This window comes from Pseudoduganella sp. jia 9 (genome assembly GCF_055502615.1).
Genome location: NZ_JBUPWE010000013.1, coordinates 1 through 21,102, shown reverse-complemented (window position 1 = coordinate 21,102; position 21,102 = coordinate 1). Strand labels below are relative to the sequence as shown.

Sequence of the window (21,102 nt, the reverse complement as noted above, 5' to 3'; positions counted from 1 at the left end):
CCCAACTCACACGACACGACGAGGAGTCTTTCGATGGATCCGAACGACCAGCGCATGGAGCACGGCAATTTGCAACACGGCAGCACGGAGCAGGACATCAAGGCATCGCGGCGCCGCTTCGTCGGCGCGGTGGCCACCACCATTGCGGCAGCCGGTACCGCCGCCGCCGCGGGCGGCGCCATGGCCCAGCAGGGAAGCGACACCGGAGCGCGCGGGCAGGGCAGCGGTGCCCTGCGCAACCGTAAATACCCGAAGCCGCCGTTCAAGCGCCAGCAGCAGGAGTGGCCTGCGCTGGCCGGCAAGATGACGCCGCGGCCCGACCATGGCGAAGACACCTACCGGGGCAGCGGTCGCCTGGCGGGGCGCAAGGCGCTGATCACGGGCGGCGATTCCGGCATGGGCCGCGCCGCCGCGATCGCGTATGCGCGCGAAGGCGCCGATGTGGCGATCAGCTACCTGCCGTTCGAGGAGCCGGACGCCCAGGAAGTCAAGGTGCTGATCGAAAAGGCGGGCCGCAAGGCCGTGCTGCTGCCGGGCGACATCCGCGACGAGGCGTTCTGCAAGACGCTGGTCGACAAGGCCGCCGAGCAGCTGGGCGGGCTCGATATCCTGGTCAGCAACGCGGCCCGGCAGCAATCCATCGATTCGATCCTCGACCTGACCACCGAGCAGTTCGACTGGACGTTGAAAACCAATCTGTACGCCAACTTCTGGATCTGCAAGGCGGCCGTGCCGCACATGACGAATGGCGGCGCGATCATCGTCACCGCGTCGGTGCAGGCCTACGACCCGTCGCCGAACCTGCTCGACTATGCGCAAACCAAGGCGGCGCAGGTGGCGTTCGTGAAATCGCTGGCCAAGCAGCTGGCCGAAAAGAATATTCGCGTCAACGCCGTGGCGCCCGGTCCGATCTGGACGCCGTTGCAGGTGTGCGGCGGCCAGGAACCGGACGCGCTGGTCAACTTCGGCGGCGACACGCCGATGAAGCGCCCCGGCCAGCCGGCCGAGCTGGCGCTGGCCTACGTCACGCTGGCATCCGACGATTCCAGCTACACCACCGGCCATGTGTACGGCGTGGCCGGCGGCAGCGGCCAGCCGTGACGCTTTGATCCTTCAGGCGCCGTTGCCCGGCCCTGCGATGAAACCGTAGGCCGCCAGGCATTCGCGGAACATGCAGTCCGGCACCTCGGCATCGCGCCCCGGTGCCCAGCTGCCGCAGCCGCGGCGCTCGTTGCGGTTGCAGTGCCCATGCGCGAAGTCGACGCTGTCCATGCCCGGCAGCAGCCGGTTCGCGCGCGGACACAGGAAGGTGGTCGCATCGTTGAACAGTTGCTGGGTGATTTCGCCCAGCATCATCTGCCGCGCCCACGCCGTCTGCACGGGTGGCGGCACGTGGCGAAATTCGATCTTCCCGTTGAAGACCTGCACGCAGGGCCGGCCCATGTCGAAGATTTCCTGCACCGCCTGGTCCTGCACCTGGAACGAGGCGTGGCCGGTATCGATGCGCTTCTGCAGCAGCGGCACCGTCACGTTCTGCGCGAGAAAACTTTCCCATACTCTCACGGCACTGTAGATCGCATCCGGCCTGGCCACGGTCTGCCAGTCGCCGCCCTTGCGCATCGCGGCCAGCAGGCCCGCGTAGGCGTCCTGGCAAGCCTGCGGGAAATCGGTCTCGCCGCGGCCCAGCCGCTGCGCCGGCGTTTCCGCGAGCTGGTCGACGAAGGCGCGAGCCGGGCACAGGATATGGGCCATGGTGGTGGTGTCGTCGACGTCGCGCAGCTGCAGGCCGCCGCTGGCCAGCCCCGCGTCGGTCAGCTTCAGCAGCAGCTCGCGCGGGAACTTGTCGATGCCGTGGCCGCGCAGGTACTTCGATACCAGCAGGTCCGTCACGTTGTACGGCGGCAGCGCATCGGCGATGCGCTGGAAGCGGTGTTCGTCGTCTTCGTTCTCGTCGTGCTGGCCGACCTGGCGGTGCTCCACCAGGAAGTCATACGGCACCGATGGGAACATGGTCTCGACCAGTTCGCGCGCCATCGCCTGCGCGGTACCTTCCAGCAGCGCCTCGTAGCCGATCGGGTACACCACCGTGAACGGCCGGACCGACGGCTCGCCGCCGGCTCCCTGGCGCGCGATCGCCATCGAGAACGGAAATGCCGGCACGTGGTAGCCCTGATCCTGCGGATGCTGTTCCTGCGGGGCCTGTGCCGGCGTGCCGTGATGCACCGGCAGATCCAGCCAGGCCTCCTTGCGGTGCCCGGCAACGGTGAAGCGGGGATACGCGCCGAAGAAGAAATCGGCGCCGATGCGGTGCGAGCGGACGAAGCGCAGCAGGCGCCGCACCGGTGGCGGACAATCCGGCTCGCGTGCCCAGGCCGACAGCGGCAGGCGCCAGGCGACACCGTCGACCAGCAACTGCAGCGCCACGTCCGTGAAGCGGCCGATGCAGCCGAGGCGCGCCGCGTAGACGCCGATACCGGACAGCGTGCCGAACGTGTCGAGGTAGTGGCGGTGCTCGTGTGCGTAGTTGGTCAGTTCCAGCAGGCGCCGCTTCAGGCGCAGCGGTTCGTTGCGGTAGGCGCTCACCGTGGCCGGTTTGCGCAGCAGTTCGATGGCTTCGTCCGTCATCGACACGTCGATGAGGCCGAGTCCGTGGTCGAACGACCCGATGCGGTGCGACGCATCGGCGGAGAAGAACAGGCGTTCCGCCATGGCGGCCTCCCTGTGCGGTTGCGTGATGAAAAGCGGGCTAAAAAGTGGGCTAGAAAGTGGGCTAGGAAGTGGGCTAGGAAGCGGGCTTAGAAGCGGGCTATGTCGTGAGCTGCCAGCGGTTGTCCGGATGCGCGTAGTCGCCATGCTGGCCCGCCCACTCCGCGTTGGCCAATACCTTCACGTCGCACAGGCGCCGCAGCGCGGCCGCCAGCTCGCCGCCGGAACGGCCGGTCTCGGCGGCGATGTCGGCCGAGGAAGGCGCCAGCTCGCTGTAGGCGTGCGTGGCGCGCATCGCCAGCGTGCCCACGGCGCGGGCGACGGCGATCGCATCGTCGTCCTGCGGCGGCTTCAGCACCACCAGGTTGGTCCAGAACGCCTTCAGCGCCGTGGCCGCCTGCGGCACGTTACCCAGCTGCAGGTGGCCGGTCACCAGGAAGGTGGCGACCAGGCCGGCGATCGGGAAAAAACTTTCCTTGAACGTTTCGGTGAAGTTGAAGGCGACCAGCCGGCCTTCCTCGTTGCCGGCGCCGCCGTACAGCACGCTGTGCAGGCGGCGCGGTTCGTGGGTGGCGGGATCGAACGCGGTCACGTGGCCCGCGGCTTCCTCGCTGTCGAGGACGGTGAGCAGCAGGCCGGTGGCGGCCTCGAACTGGGCATCGTCCATGCGGTCGAGCACGTCGTCGATTACGGCCGGGTCGAGGCCGGCTTCCTTTAGTGCCGCGGAGAGCAGCTGGTTGGGCAGGTACATGATGACACCTCCAGGAGGAGATGATTCATCATACACGCCCCGTATTGCCGAGCTGCCGGCTCAATACTCCCGGCGATTCGGCTTGATCTCCTGGAGGATGGTGGTGGAGATTTCCTCGATCGACTTGGTAGTCGACGACAGCCAGCGGATGCCTTCGCGCTTCATCATGCTTTCCGCCTCGTTGACTTCGTAGCGGCAGTTCTCGATCGATGCGTACTTGCTGCCGGCGCGCCGCTCGTTGCGGATTTCCGTCAGCCGCTCCGGCGTGATCGTCAGGCCGAAGATCTTCGGCTTGTATGCGTACAGCGCCGAGGGCAGCTTGCCGCGCTCGAAATCGTCCGGGATCAGCGGGTAGTTGGCGGCCTTGATCCCGTACTGCATCGCCAGGTACAGCGACGTCGGCGTCTTGCCCGAACGGGAAACGCCGACCAGGATCACGTCCGCCTCGGCCAGGTTCTTGTGCGACTGGCCGTCGTCGTGCGCCAGCGAGAAATTGATCGCCTCGATGCGGTTGCGGTATTCCTCGCTGTCGACGATGTTGTGCGATCGGCCGATGGTGTGCGTGGATTTCATGCCCAGTTCTTCTTCCAGCGGCGCGACGAAGCTCTGGAACAGGTCCATGTGCAGGCCGCTGCATTGCCGGATCACCGACGACAGTTCGGCCTGCACGAGCGTGCTGAAAATGATCGGGCGCTGGCCGTCCGAAATGGCGGCCTCGTTGATCTTGCGGGCCGCGGCGTGGGCCTTGTCGATCGTGTCGATGAACGGCAGGCGGATCTGCCGAAAACGCATTTCGAACTGCGTCAGCACGGAGTGGCCGAAGGTTTCTGCGGTGATGCCGGTGCCGTCGGAAACAAAGAACACGGTGCGGGCGGAGGTCGGGCGTTGTTCGGATGTCATGAAAATAGCTTTTGATTGTGAACTGTATATTTTTGCCACAGGCTGTAAAATGGCCGGCAACGGTCAGATTGTGCTGTACGACGCAAAGAATAACAACCAGATGTCGGCAGCCGCGCGGCAAGCCTGCGGAGAGACCAACAGATTCCCATCATCAGTAAGGTATCATCATGACCAACTTGTCCAACGCAGCACTTGTCATTCCCGACCAGGAGCAGGTTAACGAAGCCGGCACGTACGTGGCCTCGTTCGAGCACCTGCGCATGACCGACGTGGAATCCGTCGGCGGCAAGAACGCCTCGCTCGGCGAAATGATCAGCCAGCTGGCCGGCGCCGGCGTGCGGGTTCCCGGCGGCTTCGCCACCACGGCCCAGGCTTTCCGCGACTTCCTTTCCCATTCCGTCGATGGCGGCGCGCCGCTGGCCGACCGCATCGCCAGCCGCCTGTCCGACCTGAACGTGGACGACGTGCGTTCGCTGGCGCAGGCCGGCGCGGAAATCCGCCAGTGGATCGTCGACACGCCGTTCCAGCCGCGGCTGGAGCAGGAAATCCGCACGTTCTACGACAACCTGGTGGCCGGTTCGGAAACCGAAGTGTCGTTCGCCGTGCGTTCCTCGGCCACCGCGGAAGACCTGCCGGATGCGTCGTTCGCGGGCCAGCAGGAGTCCTTCCTGAACGTGGTCGGCATCGACAACGTGCTCGACGCAATGAAGCACGTGTTTGCATCGCTGTACAACGACCGCGCCATTTCCTACCGTGTCCACAAGGGTTTCACGCATGCCGAGGTAGCGCTGTCAGCGGGCGTGCAGCGCATGGTGCGCTCGGATACCGGCGCCGCCGGCGTGATGTTCACGATCGATACCGAGTCCGGTTTCAAGGACGTGGTCTTCATCACCTCCAGCTACGGCCTGGGCGAAACCGTGGTGCAGGGCGCCGTGAATCCCGATGAATTCTACGTGCACAAGCCGATGCTGGAGCTGGGCAAGTCGCCCGTCATCCGCCGCAACATCGGCTCGAAGCTGATCAAGATGGAATTCACCAGCGAAGCCCGGGCCGGCCGTTCCGTCAAGACGGTGGACGTGCCGATCGAGCTGCGCAACCGCTATTCGCTGACGGACGCCGAAGTGGTCGAACTGGCGAAGTACGCGGTGATCATCGAGCGCCACTACGGCCGCCCGATGGACATCGAGTGGGGCAAGGACGGCCGCGACGGCAAGCTTTACATCCTGCAGGCGCGCCCGGAAACGGTGAAGTCGCAGCAGAAGGCCACCGATGCGCAGCAGCGCTTCAAGCTGAAGTCGACCGGCACCGTGCTGACCTCGGGCCGCGCGATCGGCCAGAAGATCGGCGCGGGCCCGGTGCGCGTCATCAGCGACCCCTCGGAGATGGAACGCGTGCAGCCCGGCGACGTGCTGGTGGCGGACATGACCGACCCGAACTGGGAACCCGTCATGAAGCGCGCTTCGGCGATCGTGACGAACCGGGGTGGGCGTACCTGCCACGCGGCGATCATCGCCCGCGAACTGGGCGTGCCGGCGGTGGTCGGCTGCGGCGATGCAACCGAGCTGCTGAAGGATGGCACGTTCGTCACCGTGTCGTGCGCCGAAGGCGACGAAGGCAAGATCTACGACGGCCTGCTGGAAACGGAAATCTCCGAAGTCGCGCGCGGCGAGCTGCCGAAGCTGCCGGTGAAAATCATGCTGAACGTGGGTAACCCGCAGCTGGCCTTCGACTTCCAGCAGGTGCCGAACGCCGGCGTGGGCCTGGCCCGCCTGGAGTTCATCATCAACAACAACATCGGCGTGCACCCGAAGGCGATCCTGGAATACCCGAACATCGACCCGGACCTGAAGAAGGCCGTGGAATCGGTGGCGCGCGGCCACGCTTCGCCGAAGGCGTTCTATGTCGACAAGCTGGCCGAAGGCGTGGCGACGATCGCCGCGGCGTTCTGGCCGAAGCCGGTCATCGTGCGCCTGTCCGACTTCAAGTCGAACGAGTACAAGAAGCTGATCGGCGGCTCGCGCTACGAGCCGGACGAGGAAAACCCGATGCTGGGCTTCCGCGGCGCATCCCGCTACATTTCCGCCGACTTCGCCGAGTCGTTCACCATGGAATGCCTGGCCATGAAGCGCGTGCGCGAGGACATGGGCCTGACCAACGTCGAACTGATGGTGCCGTTCGTGCGCACGCTGGGCCAGGCGCAGAAGGTCGTCGAGCTGCTGGCCAAGAACGGCTTGAAGCGCGGCGAGAACGGCCTGCGCCTGATCATGATGTGCGAAGTGCCGTCGAACGCGGTGCTGGCCGACCAGTTCCTCGAATATTTCGATGGCTTCTCCATCGGTTCGAACGATCTGACCCAGCTGACGCTGGGCCTGGACCGCGACTCCGGCATGGAACTGCTGGCCGCCGATTTCGACGAACGCGACCCGGCCGTGAAGGCGCTGCTGTCGATGGCCATCTCGGCTTGCCGCAAGCAGGGCAAGTACATCGGCATCTGCGGCCAGGGTCCTTCCGACCACCCGGACCTGGCCGAATGGCTGATGGAGCAGGGCATCGAATCGATGTCGCTGAACCCGGACTCGGTGATCGATACGTGGCAGAAGCTGGCTGAGCTGCGGAAGTAAGCGCCGCGGGTAGGTAAGCCTACCCAACAGCCCGAAATTGCTCTATCGTTACGCCAACCCTCGCCGTCCTTCCCAGGGCCGCGGGGGTTTTTACTTTCACAGGAGACGACAGATGGCTGACTGGATCATGTGGCTCATCGCGGCCGGCGTGCTGGTGGCGCTGGAACTGTTCAGCGGCACCTTCTACCTGCTGATGGTCGCGCTGGGCGCGCTGGCCGGGGCGCTGGTGGCCTCGCTGCGCATCGACCTGCCGGGCCAGATGCTGGCTGCCGCGCTGGTCGCCGTGATCGCAACGGTGCTGCTGCGCCGCCGCCGGCGCAACGAGCCGGCGAAGGTCCATGCGTCGCGCGACCCCAGCGTGAACCAGGACATCGGCCAGCCGGTGCAGGTGCCGCAGTGGGACGGCAACACGGCGCGCGTGATGTACCGCGGGGCGTTGTGGGATGTGGAACTGTCGCCCGGCACGGCGGCGCAGGCGGGCACGTTCCGCATCGTCGAAGTACGCGGCAGCCGGCTCATCGTCGCGGCCCGATAACTATAACAACGGAGAACTCATGGAAATCACTTTCGGCGGCGTGGCGCTGGTCGTCCTGATCGTCGCGCTGGTATTCGTCTTCAAGACCATCAACGTGGTGCCGCAGCAGCACGCGTGGGTGGTCGAGCGGCTCGGCAAGTACCATGCGACGCTGGCGCCCGGCCTGAACATCGTGGTGCCGTTCGTCGACCGCATCGCCTACAAGCATATCCTGAAGGAGATCCCGCTCGACGTGCCCTCGCAGGTATGCATCACGAAGGACAATACGCAGCTGCAGGTGGACGGCATCCTGTACTTCCAGGTGACCGACCCGATGCGCGCCTCGTACGGCGCGTCGAACTACGTTGCCGCCATCACCCAGCTGGCGCAGACCACGCTGCGCTCCGTGATCGGCCGCATGGAACTCGACAAGACATTCGAGGAGCGCGATCACATCAACACCACGGTCGTCAATGCGATCGACGAATCGGCCGCCAACTGGGGTGTGAAAGTGCTGCGCTACGAAATCAAGGACCTGACGCCGCCGGCCGACATCCTGCACGCGATGCAGGCGCAGATCACGGCCGAGCGGGGCAAGCGGGCGCTGATCGCCGCCTCGGAAGGGCGCAAGCAGGAACAGATCAATATCGCCACCGGCGAGCGCGAGGCGGCGATTGCCCGCTCCGAAGGCGAGAAGCAGGCGGCCATCAACCGCGCCCAGGGCGAGGCTTCCGCCATCGTCGCGATCGCCGAAGCCACCGCGTCGGCGCTGCGGCAGGTGGGCTCGGCGATCGAACTGCCGGGTGGCGAAGAGGCGGTCAACCTGAAGGTGGCCGAGCAGTACGTGGATGCGTTCCGCGAACTGGCGAAGACCAACAATACGCTGATCGTGCCGGCCAACCTGGGCGATATGAGCAGCCTGATCGCCACCGCGATGCAGGTCGTGAAGACGCAGACGACGGCGCGCGTGGTGCGCACGCCGTCGTAGACATTTGCTGTAACAAGGAGGAGCAACCATGGGCACTTGGGCAATTGGACCATTCGGCAACGACGTTGCACAGGACTGGGCGGAAGACCTGCACGAGTCGAACGACCTGTACTTCATCGGCGACACGCTGGACAACGTGCTGTCCCCCGAGAATGGCGACTACCTGGAAGCGCCGTACGGCGAGGAAGGGCTGGCTGCCGTGGAAACGCTGCTGCGCCTGGAAGGCCGCGGCGGCGCGCAGGACGACGATTCGGCCGCGATCGACGAGTGGGTCGACGTCGTCAAGGCCAAGTACAAGCCGCGCGCCGATCTGCTGGAAAAGGCCGGGCGCGCACTCGACCTGGTGCTTTCCGAGCGCTCGGCGTTGCGCGAGTTGTGGCAGGATAGCGAGCATTTCGACGCATGGCGTGCCGCCGTGGAAGACCAGAAGGCGCGGCTGCAGGGCAGATAGGGAGTTTCATGGCGGTATTGAAGAAAGTCATGGCGGCAGCGATGCTGGCCCTGGCGGCAGTGTCATCGGCGGCGGCGACGCCGGAACAGGAAACCCTGGACCGCCTGGCGCGCATGCGCGCGATGCCGGCGGCGAACGCCGGGCAGGAAGCACAGCAGCAGCGGCGCGATCTCGATGCCGCCTGGCGCTGGTTCGGCAACCACCGGACGGCCGCGCTGCCGGTGCTGCGGCGCGAACTGGCGGCGGAACTGAAGAAGCCGCAACCGAGCCAGCTGGTGCTGCTCGATGTCGGCTACTTCCTGCGCGCGCTCGGCGACCCCGCGGACCGTGCGCTGTCGATGCGGGCGCTGCTGGCGATCGACCCGGCCGGCATCGTTCCCCGCACGCAGGGCGAGCAACTGTTCCGCTTCCTCCACGCCAGCGCCGCCGACCGCGATCCCCGGCTGTTCCCGCTGATCGACAAGGTATTCCTGCGCGGCGACGTCACCGTGCTGGTGCCGCAGCACGGCTACACCGTCGATGCCACGTCCGTCTGCATCTACCTGTACGGCCAGTACAGCGCGCGCGCCGAGCAGCACCTGCGCGGGCTGCTGGACGATCCGGCCGTCGTCAACCGCGTGCTGGAAGTGCTGATGTGGGTGGGCTCGCCGGACAGCGTGCCGGCCGTGGCCGCGCTGCTGGACAGCCCGGATGCCGACACCTTCGCGCGCGCCGCCACGTTCATGCTGCGCGCCGGCGGGCCGCAGGGCAGGGATGCGCTGCTGGCGTTCGACCCGCGCGGCCTGCAGGGCAAGGCGCGCCAGTTCTACGCGCAGACGCGGCCGCAACTGGCGGCCATGCGCTTCGACACGCTGGTGCAGCAGTTGTCGGATTCGCCACCGTCCGAAAAAGCCCCGCCGCCGCGCCGGCTCGACGAAGCCGCCGCCCGGCAGCTGCTGGCATCGCTATCCGCCACCCATGGCAGCTACGAAGGCGTCCAGCCGATCGAACTCGCACTCGCCGCCATGCCCGCCACGCAGCTGATCGACGAACTGCTGCGCCTGCGCGAACGCAGCCTGCTGCGCATCTCCGGCGAAGCGCTGGCCGACATCGACACCACCAACACGCTGATCAACACCCTGCGCTTCCGCGAGAACCAATAAGTTACCGAAAACCGAGTTTCCAAAAACCGGGGTCAGACCCCAATCTCAGGAAACATTTCCGAAAACCGGGGTCTGACCCCAATCCCAGGAAATATTTCCAGGAATCGGGGTCTGACCCCGGTTTCTGGAAACACTTTGTTGCCTTGGAGTTGCGCGGATCGGCCTCACATGGGGACTTTCGGAGTGTGGAACGCCATGAACGAATCGATCGACCAGCTGGCCGAGTTTCTCGACCGCCACCGCAACGTGCTCGTGCTGACGGGGGCGGGGCTGTCCACCGCGTCGGGCATTCCCGGTTATCGCGACGAGGAAGGCGTGCGGCGCGGCAAGCCGCCGGTGCAGGGGCCGGAGTTTCGCGGCAGTGATGCGCTGCGCCGCCGCTACTGGGCGCGCAGCATGGTGGGCTGGCCGACGCTGGCACGCGCCGAGCCGAATGCCGGGCATCGCGCACTGGCGTCGCTGGAGGCGGCGGGCCGGGTTGGCCAGGTGATCACGCAGAACGTGGACGGCCTGCACCAGCGCGCCGGCACCGCGCGCCTGATCGAGTTGCACGGCAATATCCACACGGTGCGCTGCCTGGCCTGCGAGCGCCGCCAGCAGCGCGCCGAGCTGCAGCAGCGCCTGCTGCGCGACAATCCCGCGCTGGGCAGCGTGCTTGCCCAGCCGTTGCCGGATGGCGATGCGCAGGTCGAGCCGGAATCGCTCGAGACCTTCGTCGTGCCGCATTGCGAGGCGTGCGGCGGCACGCTGCAGCCGGACGTGGTTTTCTTCGGCGATAACATTCCCGCCGAGCGCACCCGCCACGCGCTGCAATGGATGGACGAGGCCGACGCCTTGCTGGTCGTCGGCTCGTCGCTGATGGTGTTCTCGGGGTATCGCTTCTGCAAGCTGGCCGCCGCGGCCGGCAAGCCGATCGCCGCCGTCAATGCGGGGAAGACCCGTGCCGACGAGCTGATTTCGCTGAAGCTGGCACTGCCGGCGCAGGAAGTGTTGCCGGCGGTGGCGGGGCTGTTCGCCGTTACGTGAGGTCGTGCAGGTCCTTGCCCAGCGCGGGGCCGACCGTGAAGCCGCTGAAGCGCACGGCCAGCCCGGCGCGCTGCGGCGTGCAGCACATCGGCCCGACGAGGTACTGCTGCGCGACGGGAAACGGCGCCAGCCGCAGCAACGGCCATGCCAGGCCATCGGCCGAGTACTGCACGCGGATGGCGCCACCGTCCACGGTGATGCGCAGCCAGAAGCCGTCCGGCAGCGGCGGCGCCGGCATGGTGGCCCAGTCCGACAATTCGTTCGTCAGCACCGTGCTCAACATCGGTTGCCCGTCGGAGAACTCGACACCCGCTTTCAGCCACCGCCGTTCGCCGATACGCACCATCAGGCCGGCCTGGTCATACAATTCGGTAAAGTCGGCGTGCACGCGTACCTGGGCGGTGAACGGCGCCGCCACCGGCTGGCCGAAGAAGTGGCCGTTGTCGCGAATGAAACCATAGCTGGTGATGCGCCAGAAATCAGTCCGGTCGCCGGTCTCGGCATGCAGCGTGCGGCCGTCGATACGGTAAGCGGGTGGCTCGTTCAGCCAGGTGCAGCGGTCAAACATGGGTGGGCTCCCGTTGTCGAAAGCGCCACTATAGCTGCCAATGGCCTGTCAGCGCTGCAGCAGCATCGACCGCACGATGCCTTCCTTCTGCAGCACGTAGTCGTGCCCGGCCAGCACGAAGTTGCTTTGCGGCTGGACAACCTTGACGTTGATGAACACCATGTCGCTGGTTTCCGCATACGAGCCGACCACGACCGCCTGGGCATTATGGTTCTGCGCTACTTCGCCGATCTCGCGCGTCAGCATCAGCTCGCCCTGGTTGCGCTTCAGGTAGACCGAGTTGCGCAGCTTCATTTCCAGCATCTTCATGCCGCCCTGCGCCATGCGGGTGGACACCTGTTCCGAGATCAGCCGGCCCAGCGTGGACGTCTGGTCCAGCGCATCGATGTTGACGATGGTCGCCATGATCAGCGGCTTGTCCGCCGCCAGCTTGCCGCTCAGCTGGGCCAGCAGCGCATCGGCCGCCTGGTAGTTGGCGCTGACGAACTGGTTCGACGACAGCGTGGCGTAATTCGCTTCTTCCTTCGGCGGCGTGGCGGCGCAGCCCGCCAGCAGGGCGACGGCAGCCGACAGGGCCAGGGCCGCGGCGCGCATCAGCGGCCTCCCTGCACTTGGAATACCTTGGTCAATTGCGTGTCCTCTTCCTTGATGCCATACAGCGCGCGGTCGGTATCGGCCACGTAGTAGGCGGACGTGGAACGGGCATGGTAGCGGAACTGGTCGCCGACCGACAGCGTGACGATGATTTCCGTCTTCGGCGCGGCCCCCTTGGCGAACTGGCTATGGAACCAGTGGTAGGCATCGCCGGCGCCGGCCAGCGCGATGAGCCCCACGGTGGGATCGATATCGGAGAGTACCCAGGCGCCATTGGCAATCGCGGTGTGCGCGCCGGAATACCGGTATTGCGGCCGGTTCGGCGTGAAGGTGACGGCCTGGATGTCCAGCTCCACCTTCCACGCGCCGGCCGGCGCACGCGCCACGACAAAGCCATCCTTGACCAGCGACGTGATGACCTGGTTGGTGACGGCACGCTTGAACGGCGAGGCGTCCTTGTCCTCGGCGATATGGAACGGGCGCTGCGGATGCTTCCGCATCTCCGTCACGACGCGCTGCTCGATGTGATCGGCCACCGCGTTCCAGTGCGATGCTGCCTGCAGTTTTTCCTGCCGCGCGGTCGGGAAATTGGTGGCCAGCGGAGCAGGGGAATACGGAACGGCGCAGCCGGCCAGGGCGGCGGCGAGGGCGGTGGCGGTGGCGAGTTTGGCAAGCATGGAACGACCCGGAGTGATTAGCCGGGAAAGTGTATCACGCGCCATTGCTGTACGGAAATTGCGCGCACCGTGCCGTGGCAGCATTGCGACGCTGGAGCGTGGTGAAAACCGGTGACAGGCTCCGGTTATTTTGCAATGTTTCCCGGAAATCGGAGCCTGTCACTGGTTTCTTCGCAACAGCGCGGGACATCGGCGGCCGGCCGCCGCAACAGGTCGGCGGTTCTGCCGGCACGGGCCTGGCGCCGGGTCAGCGCCGGTTCTGCTTCATCGCCGCCTGCACTTCGCGCTTGGCGTCGTGATCCTTCTCGGAGGCGCGCTTGTCGTGCTGCTTCTTGCCTTTGGCAAGGCCGATCTCGCACTTGATGCGCCCGCCCTTGAAGTGCAGGTTCAGCGGTACCAGCGTGTAGCCGGAACGCTCGACTTTGCCGATCAGCTTGTCGATTTCCTGGCGGTGCAGCAACAATTTGCGGGTACGCACCGCTTGCGGGTGGATATGGGTGGAAGCGGTGGGCAGTGCGCTGATATGCGCGCCAAACAGGTACAGTTCGTTATCGCGGATCGTAACGTAAGCTTCCTTGATCTGGACGCGCGCATCGCGGATCGCCTTCACTTCCCAGCCTTCGAGCGCGATGCCCGCCTCGTAGCGGTCTTCGATGAAGTAGTCGTGAAAGGCTTTGCGGTTATCTGCAATGGTCATGTGAAATGTGTGGGTTGCGCGGGTCGGTTAAACTACGGACTTCATTCGCGCCGGGGCGCGATTTGTCCAACATGATATCAAACGATATCAATCGATTAAAAACGGTTAAAAAATGGCGGTAGTACACAAATCGGTATTCCTTGGATACAGCGCACGGCAAATGTTCGACCTGGTGGACCGGGTGGAGGATTATCCCAAATTCCTGCCCTGGTGTGGCGGCGTGGAAGTGCGGGAGCGGGGCGAGAACTCGGTGGTCGCGTCGGTGGGCATCAATTTCCATGGTGTCAAGCAAAGCTTCACCACGTCGAACGTGAACACGCCGCCCACCGCGATCAAGATGAACCTGGTCGACGGCCCGTTCAAGACGCTGCACGGCACCTGGACCTTCAAGCCGCTGCGCGACGATGCCTGCAAGGTGGAACTGGACCTGCAATATGAATTCTCGAGCCGCCTGCTCGAGCAGGTGATCGGCCCCGTGTTCGGCATGATCGCCAACAGCATGGTTGATTCCTTCTGCAAGCGCGCCGAAACGGTCTATGGCTGAGACTCGGGCTGAGACCATGGCCGAGCGCATCAAGGTGTCGCTGAGCTACGCCCCGGCGGCTGATCGGGACGCCGTGCCGATCCTGCGTGCGCTCGACGTCGAGGCCGGCACGACGATCGGCCAGGCCATCGAGCTTTCCGGCATCCTCGAGGAAGCGCCGGAAATCAATCTCGTCACGATGCCGGTGGGAATCTACGGCAAGAAGAAAACGCTCGATACCGTGCTGCAGCCGCGCGACCGTATTGAAATCTACCGGCCGCTGATCGCCGACCCGAAGGATGCGCGGCGGCGGCGTGCCAAACGCGACCAGACCACCTGAGCACCTGCCCGGCGGCCAGCGGCCGCCGCCAGCAATGCCAGCCCGGCGCCGAGCATCGGCAGCATGCCGGGCTCCGGCACCGGCGTGATGGATTCAAGCTGGAGGCCGGCGCCATAGGCGAACGTGCCGCCCTGTTCGAAGCCGCCGCGGTTTTCCACCGCCACCTCCAGGAAGCCCGTGCCGTCCGGCACGTGATTCAGCCAGCGTATCTCGTCATAAGCATCGCCAAGGCCGGTCACGCGCAGCCATACCTCCGCTGCGCCCGCCTCCAGCCGCTCGCCGGCGCCAGGCGGCGGCTCGGTCGACAGGCTGACATCGTATGGCACGCTGAACAGGACAGCCGTATTGGCCGGCAGCGTGAACGCCGTCTCGCCGGTATCGCCCGCGATCCGGCTGAAGGCGCGCAGCCCGGGGTCGGCCACCAGCACCTGCGTTTGCGCCGCGGCCGTCAGCATCGCGCCGGTGGGCGATGCGCGGCCCGTGAGGCTGAATTGCGCCATGGCACTCCGCTGCGCGGTACTGCGTTCGACGGCATGCTCGATGGGGGCGGGATCCGTCCAGGTCGGCACCGCCGTTTCCGTGACATCGTCGCCGAGCGCCAGGTAGCTGGCTGCGGCGGGGGCGACAGCGCTGCCCGACGTGCCGGTAAACGTCATCGACGGGTCGATGCCATCGGCAGGGTCGAGATCGACGAGGATGAAGGTGATCGGGCCGAGCGACGCGCCGGCTTCAGCGGCGGGCGCGGTGGCAGGGATGGCGGAAAGAAACGCCGCGGCGGACAACGCGGCGTATAGCAATGACGGGCGCTTCATGGGGGCCTCGCTGCTGGCTGGTGGATCCATCCAGCTTAGCACGTGCGCCCGGGCCCACACGGACTCTTCGACGCCCGTTGTACAAAAACGCCAACCTTATAAATCCAGCATGCGCGGCGCGATGCTTAGCGCCACCGCGATGCGTTCGCGGGTGGAGCGGCGTGGCCGCAGTCCCGCTTCCTGCTGCGCGTAGGCGGGCTGGCTGATGCCCATGCGGGTCGCTACTTCCAGTTGCGTCAGGCCCAGGTATTCGCGCCACGCGCGCGCCGGCGTCCAGGCGTTTTCGGCGATCATGCCCACCACCTGGTGGGGCACGTCGGAATCCTTGTGGCGCGACTGGGTCTGCATGTAGGTGGAGTAGGGAATGACGACATACACGGGTTCCCCGTTGGGGCCGTTAATGATCTGCACGTTCGTGAAAGCATTCATGGTTTGCTCGCTGGTCGGTTCAACGGATAAGGCTTCGCGTAGTCTGGCTTATATCGTCGAGGCGGCCGCGGCTTTGATGGGCAATCTTGTGCGTGGTCAAACTTTATTGCGGGCAATGTGTGGCCAGCGTGTCGCGATTGCGCCGCACCTGCTCGGCCTTCTGCGCGTCGTCCAGGAACGCCTGCCCGCCACTCCCGTCGGCGGTGGCGATGCGGATGCCCGATTCCAGCAGGCGCAGGTTCGACCGGGCGTCGTCGCAGGCCGCCGCGCTGGCCGCCTTGTTCTTCGCCTGCACGGCAGCTTGCTCGGCCTGCCGGGCCGCCTCGCCGCGGCGCCGGTTGAACTCGGCATTGCGCTCGGCGGCGGACGGCGCGGCTGTCTGCTGCGCTGCCGGCGCGGGGGCGGCCGCACCCGGCGGCTGCCCGGCCAGTTCCTTGCGGAGGTCGGGCATCTGCCCGCGTGGGGCTTTCAGGATGCGCGACGGCGGCACCGACGGCGGCGGCGGCTGGTCGGACAGGTGCCGCACATTGTTGGCGTCCTTCCACTCCCATTGCGCCTGCGCCCCTGTGCAGCATGCCACCAGCAGGGCACCCAGAATCCATTGCCTTTGTTTTGTCATGATTGTTTCCGTGCAGAATTTATGCGATTGGACCGCGATCGCCCGCGTGTGTCAATCGGGAAAGCGCCAACCTTTTCCATAATGCAAGGACTTATTGCGCCAACTTCTGTATAATTCACTTTTGCGCCGATAGGAAATCTACCATGCGTCTTCTTCAAAAAGCACTCACGTTCGATGACGTGCTCCTCGTTCCCGCGTACTCGAACGTTCTGCCTGCCAATACGTCCCTCCGCACCAAGCTGACCCGCAACATTTCGCTGAATATCCCGCTGCTGTCGGCCGCGATGGATACCGTCACCGAAGGCCGCCTGGCGATCGCGATGGCGCAGGAGGGCGGCATCGGCATCATCCACAAGAACCTGCGCCCGGCCGACCAGGCCCGCGAGGTGGCGAAAGTCAAACGTTTTGAAGCCGGCGTGCTGCGCGACCCGATCACCATTCCGCCGGACATGAAGATCCGCGACGTGATCAAGCTGACCGAACAGCACGGCATCAGCGGCTTCCCGGTGGTCGAAGGCGCCCAGGTGGTGGGCATCATCACCAACCGCGACCTGCGGTTCGAGGAAGAGCTGGACGCCGAAGTGCGCGCCAAGATGACGCCGCGCGAAAAGCTGGTGACCGTCAGCGAAACGGCTGACACGGCCGAGGCCAAGCGCCTGATGAACAAGCACCGCCTGGAGCGCGTGATCGTCGTCAACGAAGCGTTCGAGCTGCGCGGCCTGATCACGGTAAAAGACATTCAAAAGTCCACCGAACACCCGAACGCCTCCAAGGACCAGCACGGCAAGCTGCTGGTCGGCGCGGCGGTGGGCGTGGGCGCGAAGGACGAGGAACGCATCGACCTGCTGGTGGCAGCCGGCGTCGACGTGCTGGTGGTGGATACGGCGCATGGCCACTCCCAGGGCATCCTCGACCGCGTGAAGTACATCAAGACGAAGTATCCGCATGTGGACGTCATCGGCGGCAACATCGCCACCGCGGCCGCCGCCAAGGCGCTGGTCGAATACGGCGCGGATGCGGTGAAAGTCGGCATCGGCCCCGGCTCGATCTGCACCACCCGTATCGTGGCCGGCGTGGGCGTGCCGCAGATCACCGCGATCTCGAACGTGGCGCAGGCGCTGGAAGGCACGGGCGTGCCCTGCATCGCCGACGGCGGTATCCGCTTCTCGGGCGACATCAGCAAGGCGCTGGCCGCCGGCGCGTCGACCGTGATGATGGGCTCCATGTTCGCCGGCACCGAGGAAGCGCCGGGCGAAGTGATCCTGTACCAGGGCCGCTCGTACAAGTCCTACCGCGGCATGGGTTCGCTGGGTGCGATGGCCGAAGGCTCGGCAGACCGCTACTTCCAGGAAGCCTCCGCCAAGGCCGACAAGTTCGTCCCCGAAGGCATCGAAGGCCGCGTGGCCTACAAAGGCTCGGTACTGGCGATCATCTTCCAGCTGGTGGGCGGCGTGCGCCAGTCGATGGGCTACTGCGGCTGCGCCACCATCGACGAACTGCGCGAGAAAGCGGAATTCGTCGAGATCACGTCCGCCGGCATGCGCGAATCGCACGTGCACGACGTGCAGATCACCAAGGAAGCGCCGAACTACCGTTCGGAATAAGCGTCTCCCTGAAACGCCGGCGCTCGACAGCGCCGGCGTCTCGCTTCTTTCCGCTTCTTTCTGCTTCGTTCAGCGTCTCTCCTTTCAGTCCCGGTTCCCCCTAGTTCAGTAAAGCCAAAACATGCACTCCAAGATCCTCATCATCGACTTCGGTTCCCAGGTGACCCAGCTGATCGCGCGCCGCGTGCGCGACGCCGGCGTGTTCTCCGAGGTCTATCCGTACGACGTGTCGGAAGAATTCGTCCGCAACTACGGCGCTTCCGGCGTGATCCTCTCCGGCAGCCACAACTCCACGCTGGAAGGCGATTCGCCGCGCGCGCCGCAGGCCGTGTTCGAACTGGGCGTGCCGGTGCTGGGCATCTGCTACGGCATGCAGACGATGGCCGCGCAGCTGGGCGGCAAGGTGGAAAACGGCCTGGTGCGTGAATTCGGCTACGCCGAGGTGCGCGCCCGCAACCACACGTCGCTCCTGAACGGCATCAACGACTTCGTCACGCACGAAGGCCACGGCATGCTGAAGGTGTGGATGAGCCACGGCGACAAGGTGCTGGACATGCCGCCGGGCTTCAAGCTGATGGCCTCGACCGAGAGCTGCCCGATCGCCGGCATGGCCGATGAGGAGCGCAAGTTCTTCGCCGTGCAATGGCACCCGGAAGTGACGCACACCGTGCAGGGCAAGGCCATGCTGGGCCGCTTCGTGCACGAGATCTGCGGCTGCAAGTCCGACTGGAACATGCCGGACTACATCTCCGAAGCCGTCGAGAAGATCCGCGCCCAGGTGGGCACCGATGAAGTGATCCTGGGCCTGTCCGGCGGCGTCGATTCGTCGGTGGCCGCCGCGCTGATCCACCGCGCCATCGGCGACCAGCTGACCTGCGTGTTCGTCGACCATGGCCTGCTGCGCCTGAACGAAGGCGAAATGGTGATGGACATGTTCGCCAAGAACCTGGGCGTGAAAGTCATCCGCATCGACGCGGTCGACCAGTTCATGGGCCACTTGGCCGGCGTGACCGACCCGGAACAGAAGCGCAAGATCATCGGCCGTGAATTCGTCGAAGTATTCAATGCCGAATCGGCCAAGCTGACCAACGCGAAATGGCTGGCGCAGGGCACCATCTACCCGGACGTCATCGAATCGGCCGGCAAGGGCAAGAAGGGCCAGACGATCAAGAGCCACCACAACGTGGGGGGCCTGCCCGAACACATGAAGCTGCAGCTGCTGGAACCGCTGCGCGAACTGTTCAAGGACGAAGTGCGCAAGCTGGGCGTCGCGCTCGGCCTGCCGTACGAGATGGTTTATCGCCACCCGTTCCCCGGCCCGGGCCTGGGCGTGCGCATCCTCGGCGAAGTGAAGAAGGAATACGCCGACCTGCTGCGCCGCGCCGACGCGATCTTCATCGAGGAACTGCGCAACACGCCGTACGAAGCGGTCGTGGTGCCGGGCTTCGACCAGGATGGCGCACCGCGCAACTGGTACGAAGCCACGTCGCAGGCGTTTGCCGTGTTCCTGCCGGTGAAGTCGGTGGGCGTGATGGGCGATGGCCGGACGTACGACTACGTGGTGGCGCTGCGTGCCGTGCAGACGCAGGACTTCATGACGGCGCATTGGGCGCATCTGCCGCACGAGCTGCTCGGCCGCGTGTCCAATCGCATCATCAATGAGGTGCGGGGTCTCAATCGTGTCGTGTATGACATTTCCGGGAAGCCGCCGGCGACGATTGAGTGGGAATGATGAGCTAGCCTGAATGCTCAGGCATTGACAGGCAACTCAACAAGACTAAGCCCCTGATTTCAGGGGCTTTTTTTAGGTTCTTCGCGGGGAATGGGGGAAGACGGGATTGACGATCTGAGCAGGAAGTGGTGGCGGGGGTCTGAAGTTGGTAGATTGATAGTCGCCAAACAAGTCAATCTTTCAAACCACCGCCATGCTCAATGCTATGTCGTCTCTCCCGTTTTGGGAAGGCCATATTCTCGACTCCGTCCAAGAACAGAAAGACGGTTCCCTGCTGATCGTTCTCGAACCCTGTCCGACAAGTGATGCTTTGTGTGGGTCGTGCCGCCAGCCTTGCGCCTTGGTGCATGAGCGCCGAAGACGCAAGGTGCGCGACCGCGATATTCTGGACAAACGCGTCTGGCTTGATGTGCCAGTGCGGCGACTGGACTGCCATCACTGTAATGCACGGGTTGCCGAGCACATTGTCTGGCTTGACCGGCGTTCACGCATTACGCATCGTGTGCGCCTGTGGGTCGAGGCGCTGGCGCAACTGCTTCCGATAGCACATGTGGCCCGGCTGACCGGCCTACACTGGCATACCGTCAAAGAGATCGATCATCGGCGCTTGAAGCACTTGCATGCTGACTTCTCAGCAGAGGGTGTACGGCGCCTGGTGATGGACGAATTCGCCCTGCACAAGGGACACCGCTATGCCACTGTCGCGCTCGATGCTGAACGGATGCGCGTATTGTGGGTTGGAGAAGGCAATAGCCGGGAAGCGATCCGGCCATTTTTCGAGATGCTGGGACCGGAAGGCTGCCAGCGGATTGAAGCCGTGGCGATGGACATGAACACGGCTATGGATCTCGAAGTGCGCCAGCAATGCCCCAATGCCGAGGTGGTCTACGACCTATTTCATGTCGTGGCCCGTTTTGGCCGCGAAGTCGTTGACCGGGTACGGGTCGATCAAGCCAATGCACTACGTGCAGAGCCAAAAGCCCGTCAGGTCATCAAGCGCAGCCGATGGCTTTTGCTGCGTAATCGCGACAATCTCAAAACCGACCAGGCGATCAAACTTGACGAACTGCTCGCCGCCAACCAGCCCTTGGCAACGGTCTACCTGCTCAAGACCGAACTGAAAGAGATCTGGTATGCGCCATCGGCCTGGGAAGGTGCTCGTCGATGGAAAACCTGGCTCAAGCTCGCCCTGGAAAGCCAGATCGCACCGCTGATCCAGTTCGCTAAACGCTTGGCCAAATACCGGCGCGGTATCTTGGCTTCGGCCATCTATCCGATGAACTCATCCATCCTGGAAGGCGTCAACAATCGCATCAAAGTGATCAAACGCATGGCTTACGGATTCCGGGACGCATCCTACTTCTTCTTGAAAATCAAGAATGCGTTCCCCGGCAAAGTGCGATGAACC

The 21,102-nt window shown here is 64.9% G+C and carries 22 protein-coding genes; 12 read left to right on the top strand and 10 right to left on the bottom strand.

Going from position 1 to position 21,102, the window contains the following annotated elements; translation table 11 throughout:
* The first annotated feature begins 33 nt into the window (after positions 1-33).
* The gene (locus tag ACY34H_RS17995; protein ID WP_464978842.1) at positions 34-1,101 is read left to right on the top strand and encodes an SDR family oxidoreductase; all 1,068 of its coding nucleotides are present in this window, start codon (positions 34-36) and stop codon (positions 1,099-1,101) included.
* Between the two features lie 12 nt (positions 1,102-1,113).
* Here ACY34H_RS17995 and ACY34H_RS17990 read toward each other — a convergent pair whose 3' ends face one another.
* From ACY34H_RS17990 to ppsR, 3 genes are all read right to left on the bottom strand, one after another.
* Positions 1,114-2,709: a hypothetical protein gene (locus ACY34H_RS17990; protein ID WP_464978841.1), complete on the bottom strand. Its 1,596-nt coding sequence runs from the start codon at positions 2,707-2,709 to the stop codon at positions 1,114-1,116.
* A 97-nt stretch (positions 2,710-2,806) separates the two neighbouring features.
* Positions 2,807-3,457 carry a hypothetical protein gene (locus ACY34H_RS17985; RefSeq protein ID WP_464978840.1) on the bottom strand — a complete coding sequence of 217 codons (651 nt, stop codon included), beginning with the start codon at positions 3,455-3,457 and terminating at the stop codon, positions 2,807-2,809.
* Positions 3,458-3,517: 60 nt separating this feature from the next.
* Positions 3,518-4,357, bottom strand: a complete 840-nt coding sequence (gene ppsR / locus ACY34H_RS17980; protein WP_464978839.1) for a posphoenolpyruvate synthetase regulatory kinase/phosphorylase PpsR — start codon at positions 4,355-4,357, stop codon at positions 3,518-3,520.
* Between the two features lie 167 nt (positions 4,358-4,524).
* Between ppsR and ppsA the strand changes: the two genes are divergently transcribed.
* The 6 genes from ppsA to ACY34H_RS17950 all read left to right on the top strand — a co-directional run bounded on the left by ppsA (position 4,525) and on the right by ACY34H_RS17950 (position 11,099).
* The gene (gene ppsA, locus ACY34H_RS17975; RefSeq protein ID WP_464978838.1) at positions 4,525-6,978 is read left to right on the top strand and encodes a phosphoenolpyruvate synthase; all 2,454 of its coding nucleotides are present in this window, start codon (positions 4,525-4,527) and stop codon (positions 6,976-6,978) included.
* Between the two features lie 112 nt (positions 6,979-7,090).
* Positions 7,091-7,513: an NfeD family protein gene (locus ACY34H_RS17970; RefSeq protein WP_464978837.1), complete on the top strand. Its 423-nt coding sequence runs from the start codon at positions 7,091-7,093 to the stop codon at positions 7,511-7,513.
* Positions 7,514-7,532: 19 nt separating this feature from the next.
* Entirely contained in the window at positions 7,533-8,480 is a 948-nt protein-coding gene (locus ACY34H_RS17965; RefSeq protein ID WP_464978836.1) for an SPFH domain-containing protein, read from the top strand.
* Positions 8,481-8,508: 28 nt separating this feature from the next.
* Positions 8,509-8,931, top strand: coding sequence for a DUF4259 domain-containing protein (locus ACY34H_RS17960; protein ID WP_464978835.1), 423 nt, complete (start codon positions 8,509-8,511; stop codon positions 8,929-8,931).
* Between the two features lie 8 nt (positions 8,932-8,939).
* On the top strand, positions 8,940-10,073 hold the full coding sequence (locus tag ACY34H_RS17955) for a hypothetical protein (RefSeq protein WP_464978834.1): 1,134 nt from the start codon (positions 8,940-8,942) through the stop codon (positions 10,071-10,073).
* A gap of 195 nt (positions 10,074-10,268) precedes the next feature.
* Positions 10,269-11,099, top strand: coding sequence for an NAD-dependent protein deacetylase (locus ACY34H_RS17950; protein WP_464978833.1), 831 nt, complete (start codon positions 10,269-10,271; stop codon positions 11,097-11,099).
* On the opposite strand, the gene ACY34H_RS17945 is transcribed toward ACY34H_RS17950, so the two are convergent.
* From ACY34H_RS17945 to smpB, 4 genes are all read right to left on the bottom strand, one after another.
* A complete protein-coding gene (locus tag ACY34H_RS17945) occupies positions 11,092-11,667 on the bottom strand; it encodes a DUF1349 domain-containing protein (RefSeq protein ID WP_464978832.1) in 576 nt (191 codons plus the stop codon). The two genes, ACY34H_RS17950 and ACY34H_RS17945, sit on opposite strands and share 8 nt — an antisense overlap.
* Before the next feature lie 48 nt (positions 11,668-11,715).
* Positions 11,716-12,261 (bottom strand): FlgO family outer membrane protein, encoded by a 546-nt coding sequence (locus ACY34H_RS17940; RefSeq protein WP_464978831.1) that lies wholly within the window; start codon positions 12,259-12,261, stop codon positions 11,716-11,718.
* Positions 12,261-12,938, bottom strand: a complete 678-nt coding sequence (locus ACY34H_RS17935) for a hypothetical protein (RefSeq protein ID WP_464978830.1) — start codon at positions 12,936-12,938, stop codon at positions 12,261-12,263. Before ACY34H_RS17935 ends, ACY34H_RS17940 begins: the two co-directional genes overlap by 1 nt.
* Positions 12,939-13,185: 247 nt before the next feature.
* On the bottom strand, positions 13,186-13,635 hold the full coding sequence (smpB, locus tag ACY34H_RS17930) for an SsrA-binding protein SmpB (RefSeq protein WP_130188867.1): 450 nt from the start codon (positions 13,633-13,635) through the stop codon (positions 13,186-13,188).
* A 112-nt stretch (positions 13,636-13,747) separates the two neighbouring features.
* Here smpB and ACY34H_RS17925 point away from each other — a divergent pair, with 112 nt between their 5' ends.
* Together ACY34H_RS17925 and ACY34H_RS17920 are read left to right on the top strand one after the other, a co-directional pair.
* On the top strand, positions 13,748-14,179 hold the full coding sequence (locus ACY34H_RS17925) for a type II toxin-antitoxin system RatA family toxin (RefSeq protein WP_137313368.1): 432 nt from the start codon (positions 13,748-13,750) through the stop codon (positions 14,177-14,179).
* A 16-nt stretch (positions 14,180-14,195) separates the two neighbouring features.
* Positions 14,196-14,498, top strand: a complete 303-nt coding sequence (locus tag ACY34H_RS17920) for an RnfH family protein (RefSeq protein WP_464979048.1) — start codon at positions 14,196-14,198, stop codon at positions 14,496-14,498.
* Here the strand turns inward: ACY34H_RS17920 and ACY34H_RS17915 are convergent.
* The 3 genes from ACY34H_RS17915 to ACY34H_RS17905 all read right to left on the bottom strand — a co-directional run bounded on the left by ACY34H_RS17915 (position 14,429) and on the right by ACY34H_RS17905 (position 16,358).
* Positions 14,429-15,310 (bottom strand): hypothetical protein, encoded by an 882-nt coding sequence (locus ACY34H_RS17915; RefSeq protein ID WP_464978829.1) that lies wholly within the window; start codon positions 15,308-15,310, stop codon positions 14,429-14,431. The two genes, ACY34H_RS17920 and ACY34H_RS17915, sit on opposite strands and share 70 nt — an antisense overlap.
* Before the next feature lie 96 nt (positions 15,311-15,406).
* The gene (locus ACY34H_RS17910; RefSeq protein WP_464978828.1) at positions 15,407-15,739 is read right to left on the bottom strand and encodes a helix-turn-helix domain-containing protein; all 333 of its coding nucleotides are present in this window, start codon (positions 15,737-15,739) and stop codon (positions 15,407-15,409) included.
* Between the two features lie 103 nt (positions 15,740-15,842).
* A complete protein-coding gene (locus ACY34H_RS17905) occupies positions 15,843-16,358 on the bottom strand; it encodes a DUF4124 domain-containing protein (protein WP_464978827.1) in 516 nt (171 codons plus the stop codon).
* Positions 16,359-16,501: 143 nt separating this feature from the next.
* Here ACY34H_RS17905 and guaB point away from each other — a divergent pair, with 143 nt between their 5' ends.
* The 3 genes from guaB (at position 16,502) to ACY34H_RS17890 (ending at position 21,099) form a co-directional block, all read left to right on the top strand.
* Complete coding sequence (gene guaB / locus ACY34H_RS17900) at positions 16,502-17,962, top strand: IMP dehydrogenase (RefSeq protein ID WP_131145311.1); 1,461 nt, start codon at positions 16,502-16,504, stop codon at positions 17,960-17,962.
* 121 nt (positions 17,963-18,083) lie between these two features.
* On the top strand, positions 18,084-19,694 hold the full coding sequence (gene guaA, locus ACY34H_RS17895; RefSeq protein WP_464978826.1) for a glutamine-hydrolyzing GMP synthase: 1,611 nt from the start codon (positions 18,084-18,086) through the stop codon (positions 19,692-19,694).
* Positions 19,695-19,887: 193 nt separating this feature from the next.
* The gene (locus tag ACY34H_RS17890; RefSeq protein ID WP_464975433.1) at positions 19,888-21,099 is read left to right on the top strand and encodes an ISL3 family transposase; all 1,212 of its coding nucleotides are present in this window, start codon (positions 19,888-19,890) and stop codon (positions 21,097-21,099) included.
* Positions 21,100-21,102 lie beyond the last annotated feature (3 nt).